General features: G+C 47.2%; 1 protein-coding gene. It reads right to left on the reverse strand.

From position 1 onward, the window contains the following. Window positions 1-91: 91 nt before the first annotated feature. The gene (ltrA, locus tag QT990_RS35615; protein ID WP_333051867.1) at window positions 92-1,765 is read right to left on the reverse strand and encodes a group II intron reverse transcriptase/maturase; all 1,674 of its coding nucleotides are present in this window, start codon (window positions 1,763-1,765) and stop codon (window positions 92-94) included. Window positions 1,766-2,396: the final 631 nt, after the last annotated feature.

Here is a 2,396-nt window from a genome sequence, read left to right on the forward strand (position 1 = left end):
ACTCCAATAGTCGGGTAGGGCAGGGACATTGCTGTCCCCTTCCCCCCTAAGAACCGTGCTTGCAAGTTTCCCTGCACACGGCTCAAGCAAATCACTGTGTCTTCTCATGATGGATTTGCTGATGACACATTAGATGGACAAGTTGATAATTGGAGTATGTGTCCTTTCCTCCGATTGCTTTGGGGGTCGAGTGGTGTTTATGTATGTTCTCGCCGTTGAATAGCGAGTCACCACACCTCGGACACACATGGTTTTGTCTCTTGGCTATTTTTTGCCACGACTTATTATAGTCCTTGGCTTGTTTTGCCCTGTTTTTCCTGAACCATCCTTGTACGTCAGGGTCAGAATTATCTGGGGAATAATCACCAGGTATCAGGGTGTGTCGTTCGATGTGGAACCAAGAGAATTTTGGGATATGCGCCCCTGTTTGGTGGTCTCCAAATACCCAATTATCTTCCCTATCATGATTGAATCGTCCGAAATAGCGTTGGTTTCTCCATTTGTCACTTTTGTTTGGGTGTCTCTGTTTGGCGTATTTCTTAGCACGGTCGAACATCCATTTGTCGAGTTCGTGAAAGACCTCGCTGGCTACCATCTTTCGGTGGTAATTTGCCCATCCTCTGACAACGGGAGTCAGCTCTGTAATCACTGCCCCAATTTCCTTGCCCCGGTTAGAGAGCCAGATTTGTCGGAGTTTGTCGCGGATGTTTTTGATGGATTTGGCACTTGGTTTGATTAGTAGTTTGTACCCTGATTTTCTGTCAGACACTTTGTAATGTCTGAAGTTCCATCCCAAGAAGTCAAACCCTTCTGTCATATGAACGATTCTGGTCTTTTCTTCAGAGAGGCTCAGACCCCTCTCTAATAACCAGTGGATTATTTCGTCCTTAGCTTTATTGGCGTCTTCTTGGGTTTCGCAGAGAATAACAAAGTCATCGGCGTATCTGACTACAATCCGTTTTCCTCGTGACCCTCCGCTTTTCTCGTAGATGACCCCTAGTGCCTTCTCCATTCCATGCAGTGCGATATTCGCCAGTAAGGGGCTGATGATTCCCCCTTGTGGTGTTCCGGTTTCGCTTTCATGGAATACGTTCTTATCCACATATCCTGCTTTTAGCCATTGCTGTATTAGTTTCCTTGCAGGAAAATTTCCAATTCGACCTATTAGAAATTCGTGGTTGATGTTGTCGAAGCATCCTTTAATGTCGGCATCTACTACCCACTTTTTCTTCTTGTTGGGACGAACAGCATTGAATATTTTCTCTGCTGCGTCATGGGTGCATCTGCCAGGGCGGAATCCGTAGCTAGCGCGTTCAAATTGTGCTTCCCAGCATGGTTCTAGTGCGTTTAGTATGATTGCCTGAAGGCATCGGTCTATTAGCGTGGGAATTCCTAGTGGACGCTTCTTTCCATTAGGCTTTGGAATGTACACCCGAAGAGTTGGCAGTGGTTTCCAGGGGATGAATTTCTTGAGGGCATCCACTAGAATTCCTCTTCCTTTGGGGTTGAGAACTACCAATCCGTCAACGCCTGGAGTTTTCTTGCCCTGGTTCTGTTGTGTACACCTCCTTACAGCCAGGTATATATTCGACAGCGATTTCATAAGTAATCGCTGAAGATTTCGGACTGTCTTCCAGCGTCCTTCACGAGTAGCCTTGAAGATTCGCTGTCTCAGGTTCTTAACTACACGATTGGCTTGGCGCCAGTTGATGGCTTGCCATTGAGTGTCGTTCTTGTCAGTTACGTTTACGGCTCGATGAGTCATATCTAACTTTTCCTGACAGGTTCATTCCCGTCTCATTGAACTTCAAGAGATTCACCTGTCTTCCGTCTGCACCCTTTCGGGTTGGGTATCTCAGGTTTCTACCTGCCCTATCCGTCGAGTTATAGGCTTGTGCCTTTTTTCCTCTGGACTTTCGTCCTGACGGCATTCGCTTCTGAAGACATCCCTCACCCGCTAGGGAGTTAGAGTCACCTTACGGTTTCTTTACTACTGCGTTGGAAATTAGGCAGTAGACCCTATCGGGGTTATCTCGTTCCGCACCAGATGGAGATACAACTAATTCGGTGCCCTGCTTTACTCCGGGGACTAGGCGCTCACATAATCCACCTAATTCTTTGGATTATCTATTGTCCCTACACTCCTGTTTCAGTCACTTTCAGAAGCTCGGCTTAACGAAGCGTCATCGCAGGTTCGCTGTTGCTACACCTAATTAGTTTTGCCCTTGCCTCCTTTTTGGACGTGACTTCCTACTTAGGTTCGGCTTCTTTCCTGAGCTATGAGACACAAGAATTGCTCCTTATGCCCCCAGGAAATGGACACTGGCATTTGAGCGCTTGCCAGGGGAGTCTTTGAGTTTCCCACTCTCTCGTGCGGCTTCGATTCGCACAACCAG

Source organism: Microcoleus sp. T3_B1 (genome assembly GCF_036700445.1).
Taxonomy (GTDB): domain Bacteria; phylum Cyanobacteriota; class Cyanobacteriia; order Cyanobacteriales; family Microcoleaceae; genus Microcoleus.